We start from the raw sequence: 20607 nt of genomic DNA, 5'->3' as shown, positions 1-20607 counted from the left end.
AATGCGGCCATGGCCTATGGCATGACGCTGGTGCTGCACAAGACCTTCGACGCGCAACGGGTACTGCAGAGCATTGAGCAGCACCGGGCGACGCTGTTCGAGGGCGTGCCCACCATGTACATGTACCTGCTCAGTTGCCCGGCGTTGGCCGAGTACGACCTGCGCTCCCTGACGCGTTGCACCGTCGGTGGGCAGACCATGCCCGAGGCCAAGATGCAGCAGGTTGAGGCGGCCCTGGGCTGTCCGTTGATCGAGCTGTGGGGCATGACCGAACTCGGAGGCCTGGGCACCACGCACAGTCTGTACGGGCCACGTCGGCATGGCTCGATTGGTGTGCCATTGCCGCACCTGGAAGTGCGGGTGATCGATAGCACGGGCAGTGGCGAGGTCGTTCCCCATGGCGAGGTGGGTGAGCTGCAGATTCGCGGCCCGATGACCATGAATGAGTACCTCGGTCGGCCAGAGGCGACGCGCGACACCCTCGATGCCGATGGCTGGCTGCACACCGGCGATCTGGTGCGGCAAGACGCGCAAGGCTATCTGTACGTGGTCGATCGCCTCAAGGACATGATCATCACCGGCGGCTTCAACATCTACCCGGCGGAACTCGAACGGGTGATTGCCGAATATCCGGGTGTGGCGCTGGTCGCGGTCGGCAGCATCGCCGATGAGGACAAGGGCGAGTTGGCCAAAGCCTATATCGTCGCGCAGCCAAACCAGCTTCCCGATATCGCCGATCTGGATCGTCACTGCCGTTCCCGCCTGGCCGCCTACAAGGTGCCCAGAGCCTACCAACTGGTCGAGGCGTTGCCGATGACCAGCAGCGGCAAGGTCCTGCGGCGCATGCTGCGCACATTGGATAATTGAAGGTTGGTGCCCTCATGGCAGACGTACTGCGCAGGCTTGTTGCGCAACGCCTGAGCAGTATTCACATGGGGGGCGATAGCGCCTCACCTGCAATTACCCATCCACCAGCTGTACTTGTGTCTGCTCAGCTCGACTTATGGCATGGCTGGGAAGATGTTGCCGATCAGCAGCGGCTGGTGCAAGCATCCGGCGTCATCCTGCGCGTCAGCAAGCCTGCCGCAGGCACCGACTCAGCCGGCCGCCAACCTTTCATCCCTGCAGGTCATGACCCATGCCTGCGGATGTCGATCTGATGCGTTCCAGCCCCTCACTTGCCCTCTGCGTAGAATCTTGCGCGGAGCGCTAAGGGTTGTCTGAAATTCAGGAGGCTATCTAGGGCTGTTGCCGTTTCACATGGGCAGCCATAGGAAGGCAAAGGCCATGGTCACCATGCTTTCGTGGCTTCTCTTGAGCATCGAATCGCGATGCCCCAGCCCGGTAGTACTTTAGTCGGGCAAAGGCGTTTTCCACCAAGTGCCGATTACGGTAAAGACCTCTGCCAGATCCGCCTTGCCTTTCACGGAGTTACGCTTTTTCGGAATCACGGCCTGGGCACTTTGTCGCTCAACCTGTTCACGCGGGTTTCGCTGTCATGGCCCCTATCTGCGACAGTTTCTGCCGGCGGGAGCTTTGAAATCAACGCAGGAGCCTGAGTACAGTCATTGATTTGGCCTCCTGAAAATCCATTCGATGTCAGGCACTGTCATAAGCCTCTTGAAGACCTTGAGCCATTTGCCGGCAGTGTATCCTGCATTGAAGCTTGTTCTTATAGATCAATTCGTTAGCGCAGAACGGCAACGGCCCCCTAGTTCAGAGCTTCTTGTAGATGCCATGCTGCAGCAGGTGAATGGAGTCTTGCAGGTGTGGTGACGCGCTCAAACTATTTTGGCGCGGTAGGGCAAGACCCAGGCTCTGTGACCTCATAAATTGGAAGAGAAGGAACCTTCGAGGTTCTTGCTCACAAGTCCAATAATAGAGCCCTAACGATGAATACTATTTCTCGTAGCAGCATGCCTGCCGTGTCACTCATTTCCCCGTTTTTCGCATCACGCGCCAAGCGTGTGCCGGTTCATCTTCCCTAGGCCGCATGTCAGGCGCTCAAGTTGAGTGCTGGTTCTGCTGTCCGTAAAAGCAATGGAAGTTTACTTCCTGGCAGCTTGTGCAAAGGGTTGAGTTGCCGAGTGCCAGGTGTGGCTTTTGATAAATTCGATATGACCGTGGAGAGAGGTGAACATGAGCGCACCGAAAAAATGGATTCAGGCAAAAATTGAGAGTCTTGACCCCTACCAGGATTACATCGAGATATGGCGGCTATCGAGCAGCTATGGCCTCAATGATTTCATGCAGAACTTCATTTATGCCCTGACCTTTCCCAACTTCGTGGTATCTGACTGGGGCTCGAAAGTCATTTGGCGCGAAGATGGTGGAAAGGTATTGTCACGCTCCACCTCGCGCGTGGAGCAGACCGGGAGTGCCAACGCCCTGTGGTGGTATTACGGGCCGCAAGACGAGCGCACGCTGAAGTCGGTCGAGAGCATCAACAAGTTACATGCGCATTGGGCCAAGCAATATCCCGGTGCGTTTTCTTACAATGAAGACTATGTCTATGTGTGCGCCTTCACTGCCATTACCATGCACCGGCTAAAGCTGAAGATGGGTGCTCCGGGTATATCCGAAAAAGAAAAAATTGCTGCCCATTTGTTCTGGCGCGATATGTCGACACTGTTTCGGGCGGAAAACGATCAGCCGATCACCGGGTATCCGCAGAGTTTTGATGAGCTGGTGGCCTACTGCGAGCACTATGAAAATACCCCGCGACCTGTCGTTGAGCGTGGCAACCTGATTGCTACGGCCATTCATGAGCAGTTCGTCTTCCGCTTCTTCCCTCCGCAACTTCACTGGTTCGGCCATCAGTTAATTCGTTCGATGTCTTTGCCGACCACGCTCAAGACGATGAACATCGATCCGCCAGACCCGATCGCCGCCGAGCTGCTGCCCAAGCTCATGGGCTATGTATTCTGGCAAATGGAAGTGAACGCCGATGATCCCACGCAGAGCTACATCGAGGAGCGCATACGCATGCCAAGCGAAGAGAAGGCACGTATGCGCAGTGAGATGAAAGAGTTGGATGCGGCGTTTCCCGAGCACTTCATCAGCCGCTACAAGGACGATCCTAAGTTTGCCGGCTGTCCGTTCCATGCGGCGCTGGGGGCTGCGCTTGAGGGCAATGGCAGTGGCGATGAGCGTCCGGTTGAGGCGTTCGAGAAAAACGCCGGTGTTCTAGGTTGATTGCAATGCATGACGATGCAGAGGGTGTTTGGTGTTGCCCTTGTTCGTTGGCGCTACAGGGCATCTGTATCAGTGCCTGGTGACGCTCAGCGTCACGCATGTGCAGGCGGGAGTCCATGAGCTGCGCTGTTCTGGATTCCCGCCTTTATTTTCCCGCCTATCTGAACGTTTGACGAGCCTCTGTGTTGCTTGGCTCGATCAAGGCGACAGCTGAATCCAACTGCCGAGGCGCTGACAATGAGTTCGCTGATTCAAAAGATCATGTTGGTGGTCACCGTCGTCATGACGGCAGTGGCGGTGATCGTTGGTGTGACGAATTTCATCTTTACCGCCGGTGAGCTCGAGCGTCAGCATCGCGCCGAGATCGAACGCATTGAGGTCGTGGCGGGGCGGGCTTTATCGCTTGCACTCGCGGTCAGGCAGGGCGCTGATGTCGAACGTCTGATGGGCGATCTGGCTGACAATCCTCTGATTTCGTCCATGCGGCTTCTGGATGCCGATGGGCGTCAGACCCATGTCGTCGAGCCGCGTGCGTTGAGGGGCGCGTCCGCGATAACCCGCACGCTGAAACTGAGTGAGGGCGGTCGGGTGTTGGGCACCTTGGAGGTGGGCTTCAACCGCGATGGGGTGGAGGCTACGTTGGCCACGGTTATGCTGCAGAGTGTTTTCGTCAACGGAATTATGCTGATTGCCGTGTTGCTGACGGTATTTCTGCTGGCGCGCCGCATGATCATCCGGCCGGTGCGTGAGGTGAGTCTGTCGCTTGCCCTGATCGCCCAGGGCGGTGGCGACTTACGCTCGCGGTTGCAGGTTAGAAGCCGTGATGAGATCGGTCATCTGTCGAGCACCTTTAATCAGGTGCTCGACCAACTGGCCGGGCTTATTGGCGACGTTAATGGCGTCGCTTCCTCGCTAGATCACTCGCTCAACAGCATGACGGCATCCACCCAAGTCACCTCCGATGCTGCCAACCAGCAAGTGGTGCAGATGGAAATGGTCGCCACTTCGCTGACGCAGTTATCGCAGTCCTCCAGCTCGGTGGCAGAGCACGCTCAGCGCACGTTCGAGAGAACCATTACGGCCACCGAGCAGGTGCAAGTCGGCCGGCGCAAGATGGACGATAACCATGCCACCGTTACCCGGTTGAGCCAGCAGGTCGGCAACACGGCGGAGAAAATCAGCAACCTCGCTGCCGACAGCGAGGGCATCAGCACCATGGTGGTGACGATCCGTGCCATTGCCGAGCAGACCAACCTGCTGGCGCTCAATGCCGCCATCGAGGCGGCGCGTGCCGGTGAGCAGGGGCGTGGATTCGCGGTGGTGGCGGATGAAGTTCGGGCATTGGCATCCAAGACCCGGCAGTCGACCGAGGAAATCGAGCGCATCGTCTCTCAGCTACAGAGCGCTGCCGAGCAGGCCAAACAATCCATGGCTAGCTGCCAGACCACCCTGGAGGAAACGGTACTTACCTCGGCGCAGGTCAATGACTACCTTGATCAGGTGCGCACAGGCATCCTCGGCATCAACGAGATGAATCAGCTGATTTCTCAGGCCAGCCAGGAACAGTGCAGCGTGTCCAACGGCGTTACTGAGTCCGTCAGCCGCATCCATCAGCTGAGTGAAACCATCTTTGTCAGCATCCGTAGCCTCACCGAGAGTGGCGGGCGCATCAAGAACGAGAGCCAGGTACTGCAGGGCAAGATGCGCCAGTTCCAGCTCTGACGCGACTAGCTGCAACCGATTTTTTAGGCGTGGCTGGCTTCATCCGTACTCCCCCTGATCAGCTCGCCTCTGCCCCGGCTGATTCGCGGAAAAGCCGGGGTGGCATACCGTAAAGCGTTCTGAATGCCTTGCTGAAGTGTGAGCTGCTGTTGAAGCCCCAGCCGTAGGCGATATCGGTAATCGACCGCGAGTGGTTTTCCGGTTTGCGCAGCTCCTCGGCACAGCGCGCCAGCCTACGTTGCCAGATGTATTCGTTGAGACCGCTGGTGGTTTCATCCTTGAATGCACGATGCAGAGTGCGCACCGAGCACTCTAGGGCTTCGGCAATACACTCGATGGTCAACTCGCGCTCAGCCAGGTTCTGTTCGATAAACGACTTGATCCGGTTCTTCTTGAAGAAGTGGAAGTCGTGTTCAAGGTTCGCTTGCTGTTGTTGGTTTTCCAGAGTGTTGCGCAGCAGCGAGGTGATGCTCTGGCCTAGCAGCCCAGAGGTGGCGTCGTTCATCAAAGGAAACTGATTGTAGGTGTCGTAGATCATGTGCTGGAGCATACGCACCAGGCCGTTACGGCTATTGAAGTGGGGCTCGGGGATCGTCCCTGTGTCCGAAGTCAGGTCATGGCACAGCAGCATCAGGTATTCGCAGCCTTTCATGCTGGTGACATTGAAGGTGCGGCCACAATCGAGCAGCAGCATCTCGCCCGGGGTCAGCACATGACTTTTGCCTGCCTGTTCGAAATGGCTGACTTCGTTCATCTGTAGGATCAGCAGCCAAGGCGTTTCGGTCGGTGCCAGTATTTTGCTCAGGCTGCGCGTGAAGCGGTGCGGGGTACAGATCATGTGACAGAAGTGCATCTCACCCAGCGCGCCGTATTCCAGTCTGCCGGTGAAGGGGTGGTCATGCAGAGGTTCAAAGTGGCTGGTTTCCAGGCGACGCACGTGTTCCGGCGTTTGCCCCAGATGATTGCTCATGAATTCGCGCCATTTGCTCGGGCGATCGTTTTGGGCGTAAAGGTCGGTGCAGACAGAGGCAAGTGTGCTCATCAGGGATTCTCTTGTTGTTATCGTCCGCAGCGCGGCTGCGGACGATTTTCGCTCAGGCTGATTGCGATCAGAAGGGGTAGTGATGCCCCCCGGCCTGCCAGGTGACCCAGTGGGCGCGGGTGAATTCATCCAGCGCGTAATGGCCGTTGAAGCGGCCCAGGCCAGAGTTCTTCTCGCCACCGAAGGGGGCGTTCGGCTGGTCGTCGACGGTGATGTCGTTGATGTGCGTCATACCCGCCACAATCTGCCGGGAGAATGCCAGACCACGGGCCATGTCGCGGGTGAACACGGCGCTGGACAGGCCGTACTCACCGGCGTTGGCCAACTGCAGGGCATGTTGTTCGTTGTCGGCTACGACCAGCGGCAGCAGCGGGCCGAAGGTTTCCTCTAGGGCGAGTTCTTGGGTCGCCGGAACGTCGCCGAAGACGTGCGGTGGTAGCACTAGGCCGGATGGCTGGCCGCCGACCAGTTGCGTGAGGCCGGCGCTACGGGCGTTGTCGACCTTGCGCAGCAGACCATCGAGTTGGGACTGGTTGATTACCGGGCCGATTACCGTATCTGCCAGGTTCGGGTCGCCAATCTTCAGTGCTTTCACCCGCTCGGCCACCAGTGCGGCGAAGTCGCCGTAGACCTTGCGATCGACGATGACGCGGTTGACGCTCATGCAGATCTGACCCTGGTGCAGGAAGCGGCCGACCACAGCGGCGTGGGCGGCGACGTCGAGATCGGCGTCGTCGAGCACCACCAGCGGGCTGTTGCCGCCCAGCTCCAAGGCCACGCGCTTGATGTATTGGCCGCCGGTGGCGATGCGCCCGACGTTACGGCCAACATCGGTCGAACCAGTGAAGGAGATGAAACTGGGTACTTTGTGTTCGACGAAGGCGTCGCCAATTTCCGAGCCAGCACCGACCACCACGTTGAGCACGCCGGCAGGAAAACCAGCCTCCTCGAACAGGTGGGCGATCAGCAGGCCGCCGGTGACGGCGGTGTCGCTGGCCGGCTTGAGCACCACTGTGTTCCCCAGGGCGACCGCCGGGATGACCGAGCGCAGGCTCAGGTACAGCGGGAAGTTCCAGGGGCTGATGACGCCGACCACGCCCAGCGGCTCGCGGAACACGAAGCTTTGCTCGCCAGGCTTGTGGCTGGTGAGAATGCGCCCTTCGACCTGGAATGGCATGCTGGCGCATTCGCGCACCAGATTCAGCGAGGTATGGCACTCGAAGCCAGCCTTGATGCGGGTGCTTCCGGACTCACGGATCAGCCAGGTGGTGATCTCTTCGGCGCGTTGCTCGATGACCCGTGCCAGGCGGTTGAGCAATTCGGTTTTCTGCGCCGGCGTCGTCGCCGCCCAGTCTTGTTGCGCATGTTGTGCGGCCTGATAGGCCAGGTCGAGGTCGTCACGCGAGGCCATGGACATGGCCAGCAACTGCTCACCGGTAAACGGGTCGCGATCATCGAGGGTGCGCGTGGAGTGGCCGCTGATCCAGGTGCCATCGATGTACTGATGGCCATTGAGGGAATAGGGGACAGGCGTTTGCTCGGTCATTGTTATTCTCCGCATGATAGTGGGCGTGTGCCCGGTTGAATGCACGATAGGTCAGGTACGAATCCAGGCACGACCCCAGGAGTTGAGGGTGTGTTCGCATTGCGGCCATTGTCCGGGCGCTTGCCCGGCCGGGGTGATTTCCAGTTCGGCGGATAGCTCAAGGCGATTGCGGTCGGCGTCTACCACCATGAAGAACAGGTTGTTGCCGGGGCCATGCCGACCGGGGCCGAAGAAGATGGTGATGTGCTCCTTGGCGAAGCGATCACCCCAGTCACGGATGTCGTTCCAGCCGCTGGTTTCGTAGCAGTGGTGGTCCCATTCGTTGCGCGAGCCGCGAAAGAAGGCCAGCGAGTGGTGTTCGTCGTCCGAGCGCAGGAAGCAGGTGGTCAGTTGGCCGGTTTCCTCATCCACCACGTTGTCGGAAATGGTGAAGCCGACGGTGTTGACGTAGAAGTCGATCATGGCCTCCAGCTCGGTGCTCTGGAACACCACGTGCTGCAGACGGCCTGGCATGCCCGGCATCTCGGCGTGCTGCAGGGGGCTGGTTGTGCCGAAGATGGTCTGCCGGCCCTGAGGGTCGCGGATGCTGAAGGCACCTGCATCGAGTAGCGGCGAGTTGACGTCCTCTACCGGGCAGCCTTTTTGCTCCAGGCGCTGGCGCAGCTCGCTCAGGTGTTGCGGGCTGGCCAGGCGGTAAGCGGCGGCCAGCAGGCCCGACTTGTCGGCCGGGCTGATGTGCACGGCGCGGTTGGGCCCCCGCAGCACGGCACTGCCATCGGGTTGATGCTGGCATTGCAGATCCATCATGCGCTGATAGAAGTCGATCTGGCGTTGGGGAGCCTTGCTGCCCATGTGCAGGTAGAGCAAGCGAGCGGGTGTAGAAGTTTGCAGGGTGTTCATGGTGGAACTCCTCTTGGTGCGTTACCTGAGCGCCTCGGCGGCTAGGGCGAAGTTGCCATTTGGAATGGCGTGCTGGGTGTTGAACAGCGCTTCGAGTGCTTGCGCGACATGGGCTTCGTCGTTGCAGTCGAAGATCGCCGCGATGTAGCGATCCGGGCGCAGCAGGATGATCGCCCGCGACTCGAACAACGCCGCAGGCAGGCTGTTTTGCGCGTCTTTCAGCGTTTTGACGGTGCCTGCCGAGTCGAGCGTGGCTTGCGCGTCGGCCGGCTCAATCAGAATCCGCTTGGCCGCTAGGCTGTCCCACAGCGGGTGCTGCAGTCGCTCAAGCGCATTGTTGTCGGCGCGCCCGCACTGGATCAGGGCGAAGCCATCGCCGATCAACTCATCGAGTTTCTGCTCTTTACCGGTTTCGTCCAGCAGGGTCGGCTGAGGGAACATCTCGCCGGTTTTGTAAGGGGCCACGATGGCGCTGGAGATGACTAGCCCTTTGGTAAAGCGTGGCTTAGGTTTGAAGCGCATCTGCAGAAAATAGTCGCGCAGTGGCGGAACGTAGCCGATGGCCCGAAACAGGCCGCTGATTACCGTGGCCCGCAGCGGGCTGGACGGTGCCATCACCACGCCGAGGTTCAGCGCGAGCTTGATCAGTGCCCAGGCATGGGTGCGGCGTTCGCTCTCGTAGGTGTCGAGGACGCTGGGTGCCATGATGCCCCGCATAACTTGGATAAGTTTCCAACCCAGGTTGTGCGCATCACGAATGCCGCTGTTCATCCCTTGGCCGGCATAGGGTGGCGTCAGGTGCGCGGCATCACCGGCGAGGAACACCCGGCCGACTTTCCAGCGCTCAGCTACCCGTGCGTGGAAGGTGTAGACCGTCTTGCGCACCACCGAGGTGGCTTTGTCTCCTCGGAACGGGCGCAGCAGTTCACGCAGTTTGGCGTCGCTGAGCATCTGCTCATCGCTTTCCTGCGGATGCAGCATCAGCTCGAAACGCCGGGTCTTGTGCGGGCCAGGCACCTCGACGATGGGCCGACGCGCATCGCAATACACCCGGGTTTGCCAGAAGGGATCGTCGTCCTGGTCGGTATCCACCACCAACCAGCGCGACTGGAAGCTGGAACCCACCATGGCCACGCCAAGCTGTTTACGCACCGGGCTACGGCCGCCGTCGCAGGCGATCATGTAGCTGGCACTGATTGTGATTTCTTCGCCTTCGGCGTTTTTCACCTGGGCTACGACGCGCTGCTCGTCCTGGCTGAAGCTCAGTAGCTCGTGGTTGAAGCAGACTTTCAGTGAGGCAAAGCGGCTCATGCCCTGACGCAAGGTGGCTTCGAGCAGCGGCTGGCGGAACGCGTTGCGCTTAGGGAAGCCGTAGGTCGCGGAGGTCGGCTCGACCTTGCCGAAGCAATGGCCGTCGGGACGGTTGAAGTAGTGCACACCGTAGCCGGCGACCACATCCTTGAGCACGTCTTGCTCCAGGCCGATGGCCTGCATGGTGCGCAGTGACTCGTCATCGATCGACACCGCGCGCGGTTCGGCGACGGTGCTGGCCTTGCGATCGAGCACGATGGTACTGATGCCGGCTTGGCCGAGCAGATTCGCCAGGGTGAGACCGGTCGGTCCGGCGCCCACGATAAGGACGCCAGACTGCATGTGAAGGGTTGTCATTGTTGTTCCCTTTTTGAGTGGGTGAGGCTCAGTCCAGTTGCTGAGGCCTTTGCGATAAGGCCGCCGCCAACTGTGTCAGATTGTCCGCTAGGGCCATGATTTGCTGCCCGTGCTGCTCATCCAGGCGCGTGTCGCGCTCCTCCAGCGGTCGCACGCAGGAAATGCTGCCGACGACGCGACCGTCACCGTCGAAGATCGGCGCTGCCAAGCCATACACGCCCGCATCGACTTCGGCTGCGCTGATCACGAAGCCCTTGCGGCGGATGCGCTGCAGCGAACGGCGGAATTCATCCCAGGTCTGCCCCAGGTTGCTTTGCCCGATCAACTGCGGATTCTCTAGAAACAGCTGGTTGTGCTGGCGTGTACCGAGGTGGGCGAGGATGGCTTTGGAGGTCGCGCCCATAAACAGGGGGCGCGGCGTTCCGCGGGCATAACTCACTTCATCGGTGAGGCCACCACTTTGGTGAATGCAGACGACCTGATTCTTGAACAAACGGCAGACCAGCCAGACCTGATGCTCGCTCCACTGCGGCAGCTCGGGTTCGAGCTGCTTGGCGGCGCGCACCAACGGATCGCTGACGCGCAACTGACGATCCCAGGTAATGATCCGTGCCCCGAGGGTGTAGCGCCCGGCCTCAAGCTGGAATAGCAGATCGGCATCGGCCAGCTCGCGCACGTAGCGGTAGACCGTGGAGCGGGTGTAGCCAAGGGCTGCACCCATATCATCCACGGCCCAGATCGGGGTGGCCTCGGTGAAGATGTCGAGCACGCGCAGCATGCGCTCAAGGCTGGAGGCCTTGGTGGCGACTGAAGTCTTGCTGCTGGGCTTGGTTTGTTTAGACAGGCCGTCCATTTCTCATTACTCGTCAGCGATGGTATTGCGCAGGATACCAATGGAGGCGATTTCCACCTCGACCACATCGCCCGGCTTCATCCATACCGGCGGTTCGCGGAACGCGCCAACGCCGCCCGTGGTGCCCGAGACGATCACGTCGCCGGGGGCCAGCTCGGTGAAGGTGGTGCAGTATTCGATGAGTTTGCGCACGTCGAAGATCATGTCGGCGGTGCTGGTGTGCTGCATCACTTCGCCATTCAGGCGGGTGGTCAGTTCCAGATTTTGCGGGTCGGCAATCTCGTCAGGGGTTACCAGCCACGGGCCGAAGCCACCGGTTTGCGGGAAGTTCTTGCCCGGTACGAACTGGATGGTGTGCTTCTGCCAGTCGCGCACGCTGCCGTCGTTATAGCAGGCGTAGCCGGCCACGTAGTCGAGGGCATCGGCTTGCTTGACATGCCGCGCCGGTTTGCCGATGACCACGGCCAGTTCACCTTCAAAGTCCAGCTTGTGCGAAGCAGTAGGACGCAGGATGGCTTGCTCGTGGGCGGTCTGGCTGTCAGCAAAGCGGGTGAAAATCATTGGATAAGTGGGCATCTCGCGGCCAGTTTCACGCACGTGGGTGGCGTAGTTGATACCGATGCAGAGGATCTTGCCGGGCTGGGTAATGACTGGCAAAAAGCTGATATCTGCAAGCGCCAGGCTGGGTAGATCGGCCAGATCTTGCGGGCTGAGTTCGGCCAGGGTGTTGCGTGCGATGGCCTCCTTGAGATCTTGGCCAATGTTGGCCTTCAGGGGTTCCAGATCAAGGATCCGATCACCTTGCACGATGCCGTAGGAGTCACGTCCCTGGTAGCTGAAACTGGCAATTTTCATAAAGCGTCCCCTTATGGGTTATTGGCTGTAAACGTGTTCAGGCGTTGCTCTGGGCGACTGCCCGTACCTGACTGAGAAGAATGATCAGCATTGCGCCCAAAGCGAGTGCGCCGGGTAGCAAGGCCGCCATGAAAATCTGCTGCAGCGACCAGCCCAGGCCCAGCATCATGCCGCCGAAGATCGGCCCGAGAATGGAACCGATGCGGCCGATGCCCAACGCCCAGCCGACACCGGTTGAGCGGATCGACTGCGGGTACATCTCCGCCGCTACTGCATTCAGACCGGCCTGGGCGCCCTGTACGGTGATGCCGAGTACGAACATCACGACTAGGAACAGATTCAGCATCACTGGCAGCGTGCTCAGTAGCAGCACCAGCGTCAGGTAGCAGATGAACTCGCCAAGCAGCACTTGGGTCGCGCCATAGCGGTTCATTGCGTAACCCTGGCACACCGAGCCGATGACCCCGCCAAGGCTGAACAGGATGATCGCCAGAATACCGGTGGCCATTGGGGCGTTAGCGTTGGCCAGTACCGTTGGGATCCAGCTCATGATCGAGTAGAGAATAAGCAGGTTCATGGCGTAGGGCAGCCACAGCAGCAGGGTGCGGCGCCACATACCGTCGCTAAACAGGCGGCTGACCGGGATTCGCTCGGCTTTGCTTTGTACGCTGGCGAAGGCTTCTAGGGGCAGGCTGCTGACACTGGGGCACAGCTGTTTGATGAGCCGGTCCATTACTGAACGCTTGCTGCTTGAGCGGGCCAGGTACTCCATCGACTCTGGCAGGCGCACTGCGATGATCAGCGCCACCGCAATGGGCAGCAGCCCGCCGATGATGAATATGGCGCGCCAGTCCCAGTGTGCCAGCACGGGCTGGGCGATCAGGCCTGCCAGCATGGCACCGAGCGGCATACCGCAAAAAACCAGGGTCACGGCCGTGCGGGAGGCGCGGCGTGGCATGTATTCGGCGGCCAGGGCAACCAGGTTGGGGATCGCGCCGCCGAGGCCGAGACCGGTGAGAAAGCGCACCAGCAACAATTCATCGTACTGCTCGACGAACGCAGTCAGCAGCGCGAAAAGGCCAAAGGTGAGGACTGAGGCGAGTAATACTTTTTTGCGCCCGATGCTGTCTGCAAGGGGCGCGAGGAGCAGCGCTCCGATCATCAGGCCGAACAGGGCCGCTGCGAAAACTGGGCCGAAGGCGGATGGTGCGATGGCCAGGGAGTCAGCCATCGGCTTGACCAAAAAGCCAACGACCTGGGTATCGAAACCATCGAGGATGGCCACCAGCAGGCAGAGCGCGAGCACTTCGTATTGCTTGGCACCAATCTGCCGATTGTCGATCACGCCCCCAAGGGCGCTCGTAGCGGTTGAGTTATGCACGGCTTAGGCCTCGTTATTTTTGTAGTGATGCATCTTCATTCGCGTCTGTAACCGCGATGGGCTAAATCTAGAATTATTATTAAATCCTGTAAAGTGGGATTTTTATATAAATCCTGCATTGTGGAATTTATGTTGGTATTTGGCCTTGCTCGAGAATCGGCCTGGCCGCTCTGCAATGGGCTTTCTAGGGGTGGGGTAGGGCGCTGGAACGGCTTGCGCAGGCTGACGAGTGGTTTGTTCGCCAGTGGCTGGCTGCCGGCGGTTGGCCGGCAGCGCGAGGGGGGTTAGAACGGGTAGGGACGTGGTCCCTGTTGCACCGAGACCCACTGATCAGTGGTGAGTTCGGCGATGATCCAGTCGCTGTTGAAGCGCCCCAGACCGCTGTTTTTCTCGCCACCGAAGAGATTGCTCGGGTCATCGTTAACGGAAATATCATTAACGTGGGTCATTCCCGCCTCGACTTGCAGGGCAAAACGCACGCCGCGCGCCTCGTCACCGGTGAACACGGCGCTGGACAGGCCGAATTCAGTGGCATTGGCCAGTTCGAGCGCGTGCGCCTCGTCGTTGGCGCGGATGATCGGCGCGATGGGGGCGAATTGCTCGGTTTGTGCCAGCGGCGAGTTGTTGTCCACCTCGATGAACACATGCGGCGGCAGCACCTGGCCCTCGGCGGCACCGCTGAGGATCAAGCGCGCGGATGATTGGGTGGCGGCCTCAATCCTTGCGACTGCGCCTTCGAGTTGGCGTCGGTTGATCAGCGGGCCGATCACCGTGTCGCTGTCGTTGGGGTCGCCCACCTTGAGGCCACGCACCCGCTCGACAAAGGCCTCGACGAAGCGATCGTGAATGCTGGCATCGACGATGATCCGGTTCGTGCTCATGCAGATCTGCCCCTGGTGCAGAAAGCGCCCGACCGTGGCGCCCTGCACCGCGCGCTCGATATCGGCATCGTCCAGCACCACGCAGGGCGCGTTGCCGCCCAGCTCCAGGCCGACCCGCTTGAGTGTCGGGCCGCTCATGGCCAGGCCGCCGATGTGCCGGCCGACGCGGGTCGAACCGGTGAAAGAGATAAATTTGGGAATGGGGTGCAGGGTAAAGGCATCACCGATATCGGCCACGTCGCCAACCACCACGTTGAGCACACCTGCTGGCAGCCCGGCGGCTTCATAGAGTTTGCCCAGCAGCAAGCCGCCCGTTACCGGCGTATCGTCGGCGGGCTTTACCACCACCGCGTTGCCTAGGGCGAGGGCCGGCGCTATCGAGCGGTTGGACAGGTGCATCGGCCAGTTCCACGGGCTGATCACCCCGACTACACCAAGTGGCTTGCGGTATACGCGGCTGTCTTTGCCGGGGATGTCGACCGGCAGAATCCGCCCTTGCACGCGCAAGGGCATGCTGGCCGCGGCGAGCATGGTCGCGCGGACCGACGACCACTCGATTTCGGCCTTGGTGCGGGTGCTGCCGGACTCCCGGATCAGCCAGCTGACGATTTCCTCATGGCGCGTGTCGAGGATGCTTGCCGCGCGGTGGAAAACCGCGGCGCGCTCCGAGGGCAGCAAGGCGGCCCAGCCTTTTTGCGCGGTGGCGGCAGCTCGGTAGGCCTGGTCCAGGTCGGCCTGATTGGCCAGGCTGATGCGGGTTAATAGCGCGCCATCGTAGGGGTTGTGGTCGTCCAAGGTTTTGCCCGCGTTGCCCGGGCACCAGCGACCGGCGATGAATTGTCCGGTGAAGTCATGCCATGGATCGGTTATTAGGGTCATGTGTCAGTTCCTTGGGCGTGAGAAAACTAGGTAACAGTGGCGAGGTGGGTCAGTGTTCGAGCGGTGCGTTCAGCTTCGCCTTTGGCCTTGGCAAAGTCCGCCGGCTCGGGCGCGTGCTTTGCGTGGTACGGGGCTGTTGCCGCGACGCAGGTGAGCGCGGCATTGACCAGCGCGCTCGCGTAGCCGTCGCTCACCACCAGTGAGCGCAGCAGGGGCCGCGTGCGCGCATGGGCCACGGCGAATTGGCTCGCTGCTGTGGCGCGGCGGGTTTGTCTGGCGATCCGCCGGGCCAGGGCCAGGCGCCGGCCCGCCGGATGCGCGGGGTACCACAGCAGTAGGCCAGCCGCCGCAGCCGCCACGCCCAGCAGAATCGCCAGGGTCTGCAAGGCGACCTGTTGCAGGTCGCTTGATAAATGCACGCCGGGTTGCGCCGTAAGCAGGAAGGTCATGTTCAGGTCGATGGCCAGCTTGGCTGTTCTGGCGCGGGCCATCAGGCCGGCGCCGATCAGCAGGAAGGGGGCGATGCAGAGCAACAATTGCCAATCGTTCTGCACCTGGGGCAGCAGCCAAAGGCGCGCGATCATGCCTGCGCTGGCGCCCAGCAACGAGCCAATGAACACATCCTTGACCGCCGCTTTGGCGTCGTGGTGGCTGGAGAACAGCGAGGCGAACAGTACGGCGGTCATGGTCATGATCGCGCCGTCGTCCCAGTCGCTTAGACGCCAGATCAGGGCGGTGGCGATCAGCGCCGATAGGGGTCTGCCGGCCGATGTGCTTGCGGCACGCCAGTCGTGGTAATACAGGCGGGCGCGCCAGTTGGTCATGCCTCTTTGGCCCTTGAGCCTTTGTTGCAGTTGGCTTAGGGCCAGCAGCAGTTGTGGCTGCTTAGGTGTTTGCGATTGCAGCGCGGCAATAAATGCTTCCAGGTTTTCCTGCTCGCTAGCGCTGTCGTCGAAGTGTGCACTGCAGAGGGGGGCAGGCGCGGGGGGGCGCGAATGGACGAGGGCAATAACCACGAGTAGCGCGTCGATGACCTCCTGGGCATGACGAACTCGCTGGCGGCCCGCGCGCGAGCCGGCGGCGGCGAGGTCGAGCACGCCATCGAGGGTCTTGATGGCACCCAGTAAGCGGCTGAGATCGGCAGCGCCCTGCGTTTGCGCAGACGCGGTCATGCACCCGTGCAGGCAGTCGCTGACCAGCGCATCAAGGCGTTCCTCAAGGAGAACGCTCGGCTCGGACTTGGCCGTGAAGAGCCAGGACGCGCAGGATGAACAGAGTATGCCGAGCAGGGTGCAGATGACGCGTTCACTGGCGAGCTCGGGGTCGAGCACCGAATCGGCCAGGCCGAACAGGGCCACGATGGCGGCGGTATAGCCAGCCAGCACCCACGCGTAGTTGCGAAAGTGCCGGAAGAAGTTGCCGATGGCGGCGCACAGCACCAGCCAGAGCGCGAGCAGACAGAGCAGCAGGTTGGGCCAGGCGAAGAAAAAGTACAGCAGGCAACCGCCGACCAGGGCACCGACAACGCTGCCTGCCAGGCGCGCGATGCAGCGTTCGATAAACAGGCCACGGGTGGGCTGGGCGACCAGCCACACCGTCATCGCGGCCCACCAGGGATGATGAATGCCGGCCGCATTGGCCAGTGCCAGGGCGAGCAACGCTGCTGCCGTGCTGTGCAGGCTGAATACAAGGGGCGCACGTGCTTGGGCCAGGGCCTGGCGCGTGCGTTGCACAAAGGCGCCGCTCATGGTGAGCGGCGCTGCTGTCTGCGTTGTCGCATCGTTTACTCGCTAGGGGCCCAAGAACCATGCAGTGACATGCGCATGCGGAACGGGATCTTGATGCGTGCCACAGGCCCGGCGGCCATGTCTTGCGAGTCGAGTACCACCAGTTCGCTGCTGTAGTCGACTATGTGGTTGAGCAGGGCGATGACGTAACCGTCGCCTTCGGGCGCATCTGCCGAACGAGGAACGAAGATTGGCTCCTGGAAGCATTCGCTGTCGCCGGCAAACCAACTGTCGCTGACCCCGGTCTTGAGATTGAAGTGCGTCAGCAAGTTGAAGAATTGGAACGGTATAGGACCGTTTTCGGCGCGGTAGGGTCGGGTCGGGTCGAACGCGATCATGAAGCCGTGTTCGTAAGGCTGACCAATGTAGCGGTCATCGACGCGGGGAAATTCGCAGGAGTAATCGTTCAGCGGGCGGGGTTCGACCAGGTCGCTTGTGGCGTTCAGGTCGAAGCTCCAGCGGTGCAGGCTGGAGGCGAGGGTTTCCGGTGATGGAACAAAACCGTCCGCCTGAGGGAAGAAGTAGAAAATGTTGCCGCCGGTGACCGGCATATCGACATGGATCAGGCCGTCTTCCTCAAAGGCATTGAGCGTGTGGCCCTGGAAGCCATTAGCTGGCCCCTTGAACCAGCGTATCTCGCTGGCACTGCCGCGGCGCGGCAGCACGGCGAACAGCTGCGGTAGATCCGGTTGCCACTGGAAGTGCTGGCCGCCGTTCTTCATGCGCTCCACATCCACCGTCAGGGGGATGAAGGGCAGCACGATATAGTTTTCGGTCACGGCGCAGTCATGCACCATCGCGGCGTAAGGTGCCTCGAACCAGATTTCATGTAACAGCTTGCCCTCTGGGCTGATCTCGAAGTACGCCATGTCTGGTGTGCCATCCCCCTTGGCCTCGGCGCTGAAGGCGATGAGGTTGCCGGTGGCCGGATCAATCTTTGGGTGGGCGGTAAAGGTTTTAGATGTGATCTGCCCGTTCCAGTCATACACCCCGAGGGTTTCTAGGGTATCGGGGTCCATGGCGTAGGGCAGTGCGTCTTCCTTCATCGCCAGCAGCACGTTGCCATGCTTGAGCACGGTGGTATTGGCGGTGGTGTTACCGGCGGCAGCCAGTGGGTCGTTGGTGTAGACGTTGCGATAGATCCCGTTGAGCGAACGTCCCTCGCGGGCCTGGGCCAGCAGACGTGCGGTCTTCACGTAGCGGCGGCGCATTGAGGCCTTACCGTTGTTGAAGGAAAAGGCACTGACCATGCCATCGCCGTTGAAGAAGATGTCCTGGCCGAGCATCGGCGGATAGAGAGGGTCGGGCGAAACCAGGTAAAAGGCACCGCGGATGGCGGCGGGCAGACTACCCTCGATTTCCAAATCCATGACATCGGCTTCTACACGGCTAGGGCGGTATAGGGCACCCGAGAACTCGGGGGTTTCGGGAAAGAGGGCAGTCATGACAGTTTTCCTTGCAGTGAAATGAATAGGCGAGAATCAGGCAGCCTGGACTACCAGGCTCGCCTGCTGGGCGCGTGAGCGCTGATGGAAGCGTGCGACCACCACGAGCGCGATCAGTAGGGCCAAGGTGTAAGTAGCGGCGGCCAGCCAGCCGACCGCGCGCAGGTTGCCTTCGCCGACCACCAAGGCAGCACCCAACGGGCCTGCGCCTTGGCCGATGAAAATGGCAGCGTTACCCAGGCCAGCGAGGCGTCCAGTTGGATCCAGTTCGGCGGTCATGGAAAACAGGTAGGGCAGGCTGAAGAACCAGACTAGGTGGATCAGCGCAGCGGTCGTTGCGAAGGCCAGCGTACTGGTGCCATGAACCATGATCAGGGTGGCTACTAGTGCCGCACCGAAGCCGATCAATTGCGGCAAAAGCAGGCCGATGCGACGTTTGATGATGCCGGCCAGGCCGGCACCGATGGCACCGGCGAGGATGCTGGCACCTAGAATCGCCCCGATCTGCTCAGGCTCCAGGCCGATACTCTTGCCGATGCGCTCCTGATACACCCACAACGCCGAGTGACCGAAGAACAGCAGGGCGAAGAGTGAGATCAACAGTAGCGAGGTAATCGTCAGCGGCGGCTCGCTGGCGCTGGCCTGTGCGCTCACGTCATCGTAATGCGCCGGGATGCGGCTAAAGCCGATCAAGGCAATGACGCTGGCCACGGCCAGTACCATGAACACTGCCGAAATACCCGCAGCCTTGAGCACGAAGGGGGTTGAGGAAACGATCAGCATGCCCCAGAGCAGGTTGCCCATGTTGATCACGGCGAAGGTCGAATCCTTCGAGCGGCGCAGTGCTGCGGTGGCGTACACCACCGCCATCACCGCCCCTCCGCTGAGTCCGCAGAGTAGGCGACTGCCCACCAGCGCCATCCAACTGCTGGCCTGGGTGCTCAGCAGGTTGCCGGTCACAAGGGCAAGCAACGCTACCAAGACAAACGTGCGGCGATTGACCAGCGGCATCAGCAGCGCACTGATGCCGCAAGCTACGGCCATGGCGATCAGCTCAACGGCGAAAATGGTGCCTATAGCGTTCAGTGGGATGCCCAACTGATCAACGAAGGCACCGCCCAGAATCGGTTGGATCTGCAACGTGCCCAGTGAAATCACCATCATCATGCAGATGGCTGAGAGGGTTTTCTTGCTGTTGACGGCGTCGAGCGCATTCATGACTGCTGTGCCTCTCGGTGATCAGAACGCATGCGCAAAGCGCACTTGGACGGAGAAATCGTTCTTGGCGCGGTTCTCGACATTGGTTTCGTGGTAGGCGTTTACCCAGAAACCGTCGCCCTCGCTGATTTTCCAGAACAGGCCTGGGCCGATGCCCATGACCTTTTCGCGAGAATCCTCCAGGCGATCACCGTTCACCTTGTCGTCGCTCAATTGCTTGAAGTAGTAGCCGTTGATGCCGACTGACAGGTTCGGGATGACTTCATAGGAAGCCGCAAAGTTGAGCCAGGCCGACTTGCCTGCTTGCGTGTCTTGTACCACTTGCCCTTTGAACGGCACCGGCGAGCTGCTGGCCGGGTCGTCGTTCTTGAAGTTGTAGAGGTAGTACAGGCGCCAGCTCAGTTCCCAGCGCGGTGCTGGCATCCAGGTGGCCGCCCAGTAGGGGTTGAGCGAATAAGTATTGGAGCCGGGGTTTAAATCCTTGTGCTCGTCGTACTTGCCGGTCGGCAGGATCACATCGAATGCCACCCGCTGAACGAATACCGGGCGGCCATGCGCGTCGACGATGGGGTCGAACTGGATTTGCGGGCCGGTGGTGATATCGCCCAGACCCGCAGCATTGTCTTTGAGCTGCGCACCCGCATCACCAAATTCACCATCGAGTGAGACGAGTGGCACCACCATGCTCCAGCCCAGGTGAGCGCCGCCGCCGATGGTTTCGGGTGAGTAGTAGCTGAACTGGTTGAGCAGGGTGATGACGTTCAGCTTGGGATCGTCGAGCGCGGTGTTCTCTTTTCCATTGCTGTCTCTGAACGAGCTGGCACTGTCGTATTTCAGGTAAGTCAGGTAGCTCAGGCCGGGTGGGCCGGCGAAACCGTCATAAAAACTGGTGTTGCCCAGGTTGATGCCCGAAGGCTGGCCAACGCTGGGCGGAGGTGGGCCACCTGCAGCCGTGGCGGCGTTCAGGGTGGCGAAGGCGACTAGTCCCAGGGTGGTGACAAGCAAGGTTTTCATGGGTATGGGCTCTTATTGTTGGATTTGTGAGCAGAGCGCAATCAAGGTTGCGCACCTGTAATTTAAGGCCGACGCGCATTGCATTCTTGTGTGTGCAGGCCACCTTTGTCTGGGCGTGCCATTGCCAGGCTCGGTATGCGCAGGGCGCGCTTGTCACAGAGGAATGGATGACTTCTCTGGCGCGATAGGATTAGGCCGCGTCGGCGGACGCAGCTTCTGGA

Annotated in this window: 16 protein-coding genes and 2 pseudogenes; 5 read left to right on the top strand and 13 right to left on the bottom strand. The window is 60.6% G+C overall.

Annotation, left to right across the window (positions count from 1 at the left end; genetic code table 11):
• Positions 1-867 (top strand): class I adenylate-forming enzyme family protein (locus tag VCA57_RS07800; protein WP_411184406.1); only part of this gene is annotated, 867 nt, incomplete at its 5' end.
• 14 nt (positions 868-881) lie between these two features.
• A complete protein-coding gene (locus tag VCA57_RS07795; protein ID WP_411184405.1) occupies positions 882-1160 on the top strand; it encodes a hypothetical protein in 279 nt (92 codons plus the stop codon).
• 96 nt (positions 1161-1256) lie between these two features.
• Here the strand turns inward: VCA57_RS07795 and VCA57_RS07790 are convergent.
• Positions 1257-1664, bottom strand: a pseudogene (locus VCA57_RS07790) (transposase); the annotation flags it as partial.
• A 475-nt stretch (positions 1665-2139) separates the two neighbouring features.
• Here VCA57_RS07790 and VCA57_RS07785 point away from each other — a divergent pair.
• The 3 genes and pseudogenes from VCA57_RS07785 to VCA57_RS07775 all read left to right on the top strand — a co-directional run bounded on the left by VCA57_RS07785 (position 2140) and on the right by VCA57_RS07775 (position 4917).
• On the top strand, positions 2140-3195 hold the full coding sequence (locus tag VCA57_RS07785) for a hypothetical protein (RefSeq protein WP_411184403.1): 1056 nt from the start codon (positions 2140-2142) through the stop codon (positions 3193-3195).
• Between the two features lie 237 nt (positions 3196-3432).
• Positions 3433-4056: pseudogene (locus VCA57_RS07780) on the top strand (HAMP domain-containing protein); the annotation flags it as partial.
• Between the two features lie 72 nt (positions 4057-4128).
• Positions 4129-4917, top strand: a complete 789-nt coding sequence (locus tag VCA57_RS07775) for a methyl-accepting chemotaxis protein (protein ID WP_411184410.1) — start codon at positions 4129-4131, stop codon at positions 4915-4917.
• A gap of 58 nt (positions 4918-4975) precedes the next feature.
• Here the strand turns inward: VCA57_RS07775 and VCA57_RS07770 are convergent, their stop codons facing one another.
• The 12 genes from VCA57_RS07770 to VCA57_RS07715 form a co-directional block, all read right to left on the bottom strand.
• A complete protein-coding gene (locus VCA57_RS07770; protein WP_411184402.1) occupies positions 4976-5959 on the bottom strand; it encodes a helix-turn-helix domain-containing protein in 984 nt (327 codons plus the stop codon).
• Positions 5960-6026: 67 nt separating this feature from the next.
• Positions 6027-7505 carry an aldehyde dehydrogenase family protein gene (locus VCA57_RS07765; protein WP_411184401.1) on the bottom strand — a complete coding sequence of 493 codons (1479 nt, stop codon included), beginning with the start codon at positions 7503-7505 and terminating at the stop codon, positions 6027-6029.
• 51 nt (positions 7506-7556) lie between these two features.
• Complete coding sequence (locus VCA57_RS07760; RefSeq protein WP_411184400.1) at positions 7557-8405, bottom strand: VOC family protein; 849 nt, start codon at positions 8403-8405, stop codon at positions 7557-7559.
• A 21-nt stretch (positions 8406-8426) separates the two neighbouring features.
• Positions 8427-10073 carry a bifunctional 3-(3-hydroxy-phenyl)propionate/3-hydroxycinnamic acid hydroxylase gene (locus tag VCA57_RS07755; protein ID WP_411184399.1) on the bottom strand — a complete coding sequence of 549 codons (1647 nt, stop codon included), beginning with the start codon at positions 10071-10073 and terminating at the stop codon, positions 8427-8429.
• Positions 10074-10101: 28 nt separating this feature from the next.
• Positions 10102-10926 (bottom strand): IclR family transcriptional regulator, encoded by an 825-nt coding sequence (locus VCA57_RS07750; protein ID WP_411184398.1) that lies wholly within the window; start codon positions 10924-10926, stop codon positions 10102-10104.
• Between the two features lie 6 nt (positions 10927-10932).
• Positions 10933-11781 (bottom strand): fumarylacetoacetate hydrolase family protein, encoded by an 849-nt coding sequence (locus VCA57_RS07745; protein WP_411184397.1) that lies wholly within the window; start codon positions 11779-11781, stop codon positions 10933-10935.
• A gap of 37 nt (positions 11782-11818) precedes the next feature.
• Complete coding sequence (locus VCA57_RS07740; protein WP_411184396.1) at positions 11819-13162, bottom strand: MFS transporter; 1344 nt, start codon at positions 13160-13162, stop codon at positions 11819-11821.
• Between the two features lie 284 nt (positions 13163-13446).
• Complete coding sequence (locus VCA57_RS07735; RefSeq protein ID WP_411184395.1) at positions 13447-14922, bottom strand: aldehyde dehydrogenase family protein; 1476 nt, start codon at positions 14920-14922, stop codon at positions 13447-13449.
• 26 nt (positions 14923-14948) lie between these two features.
• Positions 14949-16670 (bottom strand): FUSC family protein, encoded by a 1722-nt coding sequence (locus tag VCA57_RS07730; RefSeq protein ID WP_411184394.1) that lies wholly within the window; start codon positions 16668-16670, stop codon positions 14949-14951.
• A 35-nt stretch (positions 16671-16705) separates the two neighbouring features.
• Positions 16706-18154, bottom strand: coding sequence for a carotenoid oxygenase family protein (locus tag VCA57_RS07725; RefSeq protein ID WP_411184393.1), 1449 nt, complete (start codon positions 18152-18154; stop codon positions 16706-16708).
• Positions 18155-18190: 36 nt separating this feature from the next.
• A complete protein-coding gene (locus VCA57_RS07720; protein ID WP_411184391.1) occupies positions 18191-19372 on the bottom strand; it encodes an MFS transporter in 1182 nt (393 codons plus the stop codon).
• Positions 19373-19393: 21 nt separating this feature from the next.
• Positions 19394-20386, bottom strand: coding sequence for a transporter (locus tag VCA57_RS07715; RefSeq protein ID WP_411184390.1), 993 nt, complete (start codon positions 20384-20386; stop codon positions 19394-19396).
• Positions 20387-20607 lie beyond the last annotated feature (221 nt).

The sequence above is a fragment of the Pseudomonas sp. genome (assembly GCF_046581935.1).
Classification (GTDB): Bacteria; Pseudomonadota; Gammaproteobacteria; order Pseudomonadales; family Pseudomonadaceae; genus Aquipseudomonas.
This window is presented reverse-complemented; position numbering and strand designations above follow the sequence as displayed.